Raw genomic sequence first — 7601 nt, forward strand, 5'->3', positions numbered from 1 at the left:
TACGCAAAAGGCCCCCGCAAGGGGGGCCTTACTGGCTACCCCACTTCCTCCAATACCCGCGCCCGCAGGAAGGGCATCATGGCCCTAAGCCTCGAGCCCACCTCCTCAATGGGGTGGGCCTTCCAGCGCTTGCGGTTGGCCTCCAACACGGGCTGGCCCACCTGGTTTTCCAGCATCCACTCCCGGGCGAACTCCCCGGTCTGGATCTGCCGCAGGATCTCCCGCATGCGGCGCTTGGTCTCCTCCACCGGCACCGCCACCTCGCCCCGGGTGTAGTCCCCGTACTCCGCGGTGTTGGAGATGGAGTAGCGCATCCCGGCGAAACCCGCCTCGTAGATGAGGTCCACGATGAGCTTCACCTCGTGTACCGTTTCAAAGTAGGCCATCTCCGGGGGATAGCCCGCCTCCACCAGGGTCTCAAACCCCGCCTGGATGAGCCGGGTGAGCCCCCCGCAGAGCACCGCCTGCTCCCCGAAGAGGTCGGTTTCCGTCTCGTCCTTGAAGGTGGTGGCGATTACCCCCGCCCGGGCCGCCCCGATGGCCTTAGCGTAGGCGAGGGCGGTGGGAAAGGCGCTCCCCGAGGCGTCCTGGTGCACCGCCACCAGGGCGGGCACCCCGCTACCCCTTTGGTACTCGCTCCGCACCAGGTGGCCGGGCCCCTTGGGGGCCACCATCCAGACGTCCAGGTCCCGCCGGGGCTTGATCTGGCCGAAGTGGATGTTGAACCCGTGGGCGAAGGCCACGGCCCCGCCCTCCTTGAGGTTGGGCTCCACCTCCTCCCGGTAGACCCGCCCCTGGGCCTCGTCGGGGAGGAGGACCATGACGATGTCCGCCTCCCGCACCGCCTCCGCCACGGGAAGCACCCGAAGCCCCGCCGCCTCCGCCTTGGCGAAGCTCTTGGAGCCGGGCCTCAGGCCCACCCGCACGTCCACCCCCGAGTCCTTCAGGTTCAGGGCGTGGGCGTGCCCCTGGGAGCCGAAGCCCAACACCGCCACCTTCTTGCCCAGGATGAAGCCAAGATCCGCGTCGTGCTCGTAGTAGATCTTCATACCGCCTCCCGTTTTTCCCTGACCTTAAGGGTCCTCTCGCCGCGGCTCATGGCCACCGCGCCGGTGCGCATGACCTCGAGGATCCCGTAAGGCCTCAGGGCCTCAATGAAGGAGTCCACCTTCTTGGAGTCGCCGGTGAGCTCCAGGATGAGGCTCTGCTGAGCCACGTCCACCACCCGGGCCCGGAAAGCCTCCTGGATGTCCTTCACCGCAAGCCGCTCCTCCACCCCGGCCACGTGGACCTTCACCAGGCAAAGCTCCCGCTCCACGTGGGGCTCGGAGTGGTCGGTCACCTTCAGCACCTCAATGAGCCGGTTGAGCTGCTTTTCCACCTGCTCCAGGGTGTGGTCGTCCCCGGAAACCACCAGGCTGATCCGGGAAAGCCCAGGAACGTGGGTGGTCCCCACCGCCAGGCTTTCCAGGTTGAAGCCCCGGCGGGCGAAAAGGCTCGTGATGCGGTTCAGAACCCGCGGGTGGTCCTGCACCAGGACCGAGATGACGTGCCTCACGCCTCCACCTCCTCCTTCTCCTCGGGGTGTTCAATGATCATGTCCTCCGCGGCGCCGCCTGCGGGGATCATGGGGAAGACGCCTTCCTCATGGTAGACCTTGAACTCGGCCACCACGGGGCCATCGGCGTTTAGCACCGCCTCCACGCCCTTCCTCAGGTCCTCCTTGCGCTCCACCCTAATGCCCCGGATGCCGTAGGCCTCCGCCAGCCGGGCGAAGTCGGGGTTGGAGTCCGCCAGGTAGACCTCGGAGTAGCGCTTGGCGTGGAAGAGGTCCTGCCACTGCCGCACCATCCCCAGGTAGCCGTTATTCAGGATCACCACCTTCACGTCCAGGCCGTACTTGACCACGGTGGCCAGTTCCTGCAGGGTCATCTGGAAGGAGCCGTCCCCGTCAAAGTCAATCACCAGCTCCTCAGGGCGGGCGAGCTTGGCCCCGATGGCGAAGGGAAGCCCCACCCCCATGGTGCCCAAGCCCCCGGAGGTGATGAAGCTCCGGGGCCTGGTCACGGGGAAGAACTGGGCGGCGAACATCTGGTGCTGGCCCACCCCGGTGGTGACGATGGCGTTCCCCCCGGTGGCCTCAAAGAAGGCCCGGATCACCTCTTGGCTTTGCAGGTGGGGCTTGGGTTTCCAGCGCAAGGGGTAGCGGGTACGCCACTCCTCCAGCTCCCGCCACCAACCGGCCAGCCTGAGAGGCTTGGCACCCTTGAGCATCTCCTTCAGCACAAGCCGGGCGTCCCCCACGATGGGGATGTGGGTGCGCACCACCTTGCCGATCTCCGCCGGGTCAATGTCCACGTGGATGATGGTGTGGGCGTGGGGGGCGAAGCGGGAGACCTTGCCCGTGACCCGGTCGTCAAAGCGGAGGCCGATGGCCAGGATCACGTCGGCGTGGTGGATGGCCCGGTTGGCTGCCACGGTGCCGTGCATCCCGGGCATGCCGAGCCACAGAGGGTGGTTGCCGGGAAAAGCCCCGAGGCCCATGAGGGTGGTTATGACGGGCAGGCCGGTCTTCTCGGCGAAGGTCAGGAGCTCACCGTGGGCGTGCTGGGCCCCACCACCCACCATCAGGATGGGCCTTTCCGCCTTCTCCAGGGCATCCAGGGCCCGTTCAATCTGCTTGGGGTGGCCCTTGGTGGTGGGCTTGTAGCCGGGAAGGTCCAGCGCCACGTCAAAATCCCCCGTGAACTCGGCCAGCTGCACGTCCTTGGGGATATCAATGAGCACCGGCCCCGGGCGCCCCGTGGCGGCAATGTGGAAAGCTTCCCTGACCACCCGAGGGATCTCGTTCACGTCCTGGACCAGATAATTGTGCTTGGTGATGGGCATGGTGACCCCGGTGACGTCCGCCTCCTGGAAGGCGTCCGTGCCAATGAGGGCCCGGGGAACGTTGCCGGTGATGGCCACCACCGGGGTGGAGTCCATGTAGGCGTCCGCAAGCCCCGTGACCAGGTTGAGCGCCCCGGGGCCCGAGGTGGCCATCACCACCCCCACCCTGCCCGAAGCCCGGGCGTAAGCCGTGGCGGCGTGCACCCCTCCTTGCTCGTGCCGCACCAGGATGTGGCGGATGTTGCTGTCGTAGAGGGCATCGTAGGTGGGCATGATGGCCCCGCCCGGATGGCCGAAAATCACCTCCACCCCTTCCCGTTCCAGCGCCTTTAAGAGTGCCTCCGCTCCCTTCATCGCCCCCTCCTAAACCAAAACCCCCCGGTTTCCCGGGGGGTTGGGATGCGCCTTAAAATCGCTACACCCTACCCCCCGCTGGCCCTACGATTAGGACCAGGGCTAGGGATAGGGCGAGAGCCAAGCGCATCTTGCCGCTAAGGATAGCCCGCACCCCAAGGGGGTGTCAAGGGGCAAGCCGCTTGGCGATGGCAGAAAGGGCCAGCCTGGCGTGCTCCCGGCCGTTTTCTATGAAAAACCGAGCGGGTGTCGGGGCCGAAGGCGCAGGAGCCCACGGCAAAAAGGCCGGGGATGGAGGTTTCAAACTCCGGGGTCAGGCGGGGCTTTTCCCCTTCGTAGACCACCCCAGCCTCCCGAAGCAAGCGGTCCTCCGCCCGGTAGCCGATAAGGACGAGGACGAAGTCCGCCGGGAGGAACGCTCGGCCCCCGGGACGCCTAAGACAAAGCCCCTCCGGAGTGATGGCCTCCACCCAAGCCTCCATGAGGGCCTGGATGCTCCCCTCCTTCACCCGGTTTTCAAAATCGGGAAGGAGCCAGTACTTGACGCTGGGGCGCACCCACGTTCCCCGGTGAACCAGGGTTACCTGGGCCCTGGCCCGATAAAGCTCCAAGGCCGCCTCCACCGCGGAGTTGCTCCCCCCTATCACCGCCACCTTGCGGCCGAAGAAGGCCTCCCCTTCCTCGTAGCGGTGGAAGACATGGGGCAGGTCCTCCCCCGGCACCCCAAGGCGGTTGGGGTTGCCGTAGTAGCCCGTGGCCAGAACCACGTAGCGGGCGAGGAACGTCCTTTCCCTATACCGGTCTTTCGCTAAGACCTGGAAGGCCCCTTCCTGGCCTTCCAGTCGCAAAACCTCCGTGTGGGTGAGAACGTTTAGGGCCTCCCGTTCCGCCACGCGCTGGTAGTAGAGAAGTGCCTCCCTGCGGGTGGGCTTGGGGCCGTGGGCCACCAGGGGGTGGCCGCCGATCTCTAAGTTCTTGCCCTCGGAGAAAAAGACCATGTTCCGGGGAAAGCGGTAGATGGTCTCCGCCACCGTCCCCCGCTCCAGAACCAAATGGGAAAGGCGCAAGCGCTTGGCCTCTATCGCGCAGGCAAGCCCCACGGGGCCCGCCCCCACCACCAGCACGTCCACCATCCTCCCCAGTTTATGGGGTATAGTTCTTGCCCATGGAGTGGCTCGCCAACCCCGAGGTCTGGATCGCCCTCGTCACCCTCGCGGTGCTAGAGGTGGTCCTGGGCGTGGATAACGTGATCTTCATCAGCATTCTGGCCTCCAAGCTCCCCAAGGAGGAGCAGGACCGGGCCCGGGTCCTGGGCCTGAGCCTGGCCGCGGTGACCCGGATCCTCTTCCTCCTCTCCATCACCTGGATCATGGCCCTGAAGAAGCCCCTCTTCGCCCTTTTTGGCCACGAGGTCACGGGGAAGGACCTGGTCCTTATCACCGGGGGGCTTTTCCTCATCTACAAATCGGTGAAGGAGATCCACGAAAAGCTGGAGGGGGAACCGGGGCACGCCGTGAAGCGGGTGGCACCGAGCTTCGCCAGCGTCATCGCCCAGGTCCTCCTCCTGGACATCGTCTTCTCCATTGACTCCGTCATCACCGCCGTGGGCCTCACCCGCTACGTGCCCGTGATGGTGGCGGCCATCCTCATCTCGGTGGCCATCATGCTCCTGGCCTCCAAGGGGATCTACGGCTTCGTCAACCGCCACCCCACGGTGAAGATGCTGGCCCTAAGCTTCCTCCTCCTCATCGGCTTCACCCTGGTGGCGGAGGGCACTGGGGTCCATATCCCCAAGGGCTACGTCTACTTCGCCATGGGCTTCGCCGTCTTCGTGGAGTGGCTGAACCTCAGGGCGGGGCTAAGGGGCGAGCCCGTAAAGCTCCACCAGCCCTACGAGGAGGAAGGGTAAAATCGGTCCGGAGGTGGTCCTATGGAATACCGGATTGAGCGGGACACCATGGGCGAGGTGAAGGTGCCGGCGGACAAGTACTGGGGAGCCCAGACCCAGCGCTCCTTGGAACACTTCAAGATCGGGGCCTGGCGCTTCCGCATGCCCACGGAGGTCATAAGGGCCTACGGGATGTTAAAGAAGGCCGCCGCCAGAGCCAACCTAGAGCTGGGGGAGCTTCCCGAGGAGATCGCCAAAGCCATCATCCAGGCGGCGGAGGAAGTGGTCCAGGGCAAGCTGGACGAGCACTTCCCCCTAGTGGTCTTCCAGACGGGTTCGGGCACCCAGACCAACATGAACGTGAACGAGGTCATCGCCAACCGGGCCTCGGAAATTTTGGGCAAGCCCTTGGGGAGCAAGTACGTCCACCCCAACGACCACGTGAACCGGGGCCAGAGCAGCAACGACACCTTCCCCACCGCCATGTACGTGGCCGTGGCTTTGGCTCTCCGCCAAAGGCTTTACCCGGCGGCAGAGGCCCTCATCGCCACCTTTGAGGAAAAGGCCAAGGCCTTTGACGGCATCGTGAAGGTGGGGCGCACCCACCTGATGGACGCCGTGCCCATTACCCTGGGACAGGAGGTGGGAAGCTGGGCGGCTCAGCTTAAGAACACCCTGGCCATGGTCAAGGAGGCGGAAAAAGGGCTTTATAACCTGGCCATCGGGGGCACCGCCGTGGGCACGGGCCTCAACGCCCACCCCCGTTTCGGGGAGCTGGTGGCCAAGTACCTGGCGGAGGAGACGGGCCTTCCCTTCCGGGTGGCGGAGAACCGCTTCGTCGCCTTGGCCGCCCACGATGAGCTGGTCTTCGCCATGGGGGCCCTCCGGACCCTGGCCGGGGCCCTGATGAAAATCGGCAACGACATCCGCTGGCTGGCCTCCGGGCCCTACGGGGGCATTGGGGAGATCTTCATCCCCGCCAACGAGCCCGGCTCCTCCATCATGCCCGGCAAGGTGAACCCCACCCAGGTGGAGGCCCTCACCATGGTGGTGGTGCGGGTCTTCGGCAACGACCACACCGTGGCCTTTGCCGGGAGCCAGGGGAACTTCCAGCTCAACGTCTTCAAGCCGGTGATGGTGGATGCGGCCCTCGAGTCCATCAAGCTCCTGGCCGACGCCATGGAGTCCTTCAACGAGAACCTGGCCAAGGGGATAGAGCCCAACCTGGAGCGGATAGAGGAACACCTCCAGAAAAACCCCATGCTGGCCACCGCCTTAAACAAGGCCATCGGCTACGACAAGGCGGCGGAGATCGTGAAGAAGGCCATCAAGGAGAAGAAAACCCTCAAGCAAGCTGCCCTGGAGCTGGGCTACCTCACGGAGGAGGAGTTTGACCGCATCGTGGTGCCCATAAGGCTGGCCAAGCCCCATGAGGCCTGAGGGCCATTTGTGAGAACGCCCACCCCCAAGCGGGGTGGGCACTACTATAGTAACGGTCGCTGCGCACCACGGAACTGGCCGCACCATGGGTTCGCCACCGGGCGCCGCTTGCCTTCCCGGGTCGCGGCGCGCACCAGCGGTTCGGCGCCCTCGCTCACGCCTGCGCGACGGCGAGCAGCCGCCGGCTGTCGAGCGTGAGTGGTCCGCCCTCGTCGCCCAGCAGCTCGACGCGGGCGAACCCGGCCCGCAGCAGCTCGTCCCGCAGCTCCACCGGCGTATACAGCCGCAGCCCGTACGCGAACCGGCGCACACGCCCGTCCCGGACGATGGTGCGGTCGGTCTGCACGCGCCCGGTGAGCGGTTCGTACCCGGTGCGGTCGATCATCAGGTCGTCGCCCCGGCGGACCACGTCGAAGCGCACCGGCTCGCCGGGCGGCAGGCTGCGCAGGATCCGGTCGCGGTGGACCGTCTCGATCAGCAGCCGGCCGCCGGGCCGCAGCACGCGCCGGAACTCCGCCAGCACGCGGCGGTTCTCCTCGTCGTCGAAGTAGCCGAAGGAGGTGAACCAGTTGACCACGGCGTCGAAGTCTCGCCCGAACGGCAGGGCCCGCATGTCGCCGTGGACCCACTCGACGCCGACGCCCGCGGCCGCCGCGGCCTGGCGGGCCCGCTCCAGGAACAGCGGGCTGGCGTCGAGGCCGGTCACGCGGCAGCCTCGGCGCGCCAGGCGCACGGCGATGCGGCCGTGCCCGCAAGGCACATCCAGCACATCCGCCCCCGGACCGAGGTCGAGGAGCCGGGCGATGAGCTCGGCCTCCTTCTCGTTGCGCTCGTCGTGCAAGAAGGTCTCGTAGAAGTACAGGTAATCCTCGTCGAACACGGCGTCCCAGTGTGCACCCGTCATCGGCCATCCCCCCGCGGCGCGGCACCGGCCCCGGTGCCGGAGCTTTGGCCAAACTATAGTGCACCGCCCGCGGTCGTGTCAAGAGTTATGTGTAAGAGTCTGTGTACGGGGGGCATACCGCTCCTG

General features: G+C 66.1%; 6 protein-coding genes and 1 pseudogene. 2 read left to right on the forward strand and 5 right to left on the reverse strand.

From position 1 onward, the window contains the following. Positions 1-35: 35 nt before the first annotated feature. From ilvC to L0D17_RS10240, 4 genes and pseudogenes are all read right to left on the reverse strand, one after another. Complete coding sequence (gene ilvC, locus L0D17_RS10225; protein ID WP_243095030.1) at positions 36-1049, reverse strand: ketol-acid reductoisomerase; 1014 nt, start codon at positions 1047-1049, stop codon at positions 36-38. Then, positions 1046-1558, reverse strand: coding sequence for an acetolactate synthase small subunit (gene ilvN / locus L0D17_RS10230; RefSeq protein ID WP_039457658.1), 513 nt, complete (start codon positions 1556-1558; stop codon positions 1046-1048). The genes ilvC and ilvN overlap by 4 nt, the downstream gene beginning before the upstream one ends. Continuing rightward, the gene (ilvB, locus tag L0D17_RS10235) at positions 1555-3243 is read right to left on the reverse strand and encodes a biosynthetic-type acetolactate synthase large subunit (RefSeq protein ID WP_243095032.1); all 1689 of its coding nucleotides are present in this window, start codon (positions 3241-3243) and stop codon (positions 1555-1557) included. The genes ilvN and ilvB overlap by 4 nt, the downstream gene beginning before the upstream one ends. 166 nt (positions 3244-3409) lie before the next feature. After that, a pseudogene (locus L0D17_RS10240) lies at positions 3410-4376 on the reverse strand (YpdA family putative bacillithiol disulfide reductase). A gap of 32 nt (positions 4377-4408) precedes the next feature. Here L0D17_RS10240 and L0D17_RS10245 point away from each other — a divergent pair. Both L0D17_RS10245 and fumC read left to right on the forward strand, forming a co-directional pair. Further along, entirely contained in the window at positions 4409-5152 is a 744-nt protein-coding gene (locus tag L0D17_RS10245; protein WP_039457666.1) for a TerC family protein, read from the forward strand. 21 nt (positions 5153-5173) lie between these two features. Then, on the forward strand, positions 5174-6571 hold the full coding sequence (gene fumC, locus L0D17_RS10250; protein WP_243095034.1) for a class II fumarate hydratase: 1398 nt from the start codon (positions 5174-5176) through the stop codon (positions 6569-6571). 154 nt (positions 6572-6725) lie between these two features. On the opposite strand, the gene L0D17_RS10255 is transcribed toward fumC, so the two are convergent. Further along, positions 6726-7451, reverse strand: coding sequence for a class I SAM-dependent methyltransferase (locus L0D17_RS10255; protein ID WP_169335130.1), 726 nt, complete (start codon positions 7449-7451; stop codon positions 6726-6728). Positions 7452-7601 lie beyond the last annotated feature (150 nt).

Origin of the sequence: Thermus thalpophilus, assembly GCF_022760915.1 — a bacterium.
In the GTDB taxonomy this organism is placed as follows: domain Bacteria; phylum Deinococcota; class Deinococci; order Deinococcales; family Thermaceae; genus Thermus; species Thermus thalpophilus.

Coding starts and splice junctions, on each gene's coding strand:
- fumC (WP_243095034.1), top strand. CDS start 5,174: ATGGAATACCGGATTGAGCGGGACACCATGGGCGAGGTGAAGGTGCCG.
- ilvC (WP_243095030.1), bottom strand. CDS start 1,049: ATGAAGATCTACTACGAGCACGACGCGGATCTTGGCTTCATCCTGGGC.
- ilvB (WP_243095032.1), bottom strand. CDS start 3,243: ATGAAGGGAGCGGAGGCACTCTTAAAGGCGCTGGAACGGGAAGGGGTG.
- L0D17_RS10245 (WP_039457666.1), top strand. CDS start 4,409: ATGGAGTGGCTCGCCAACCCCGAGGTCTGGATCGCCCTCGTCACCCTC.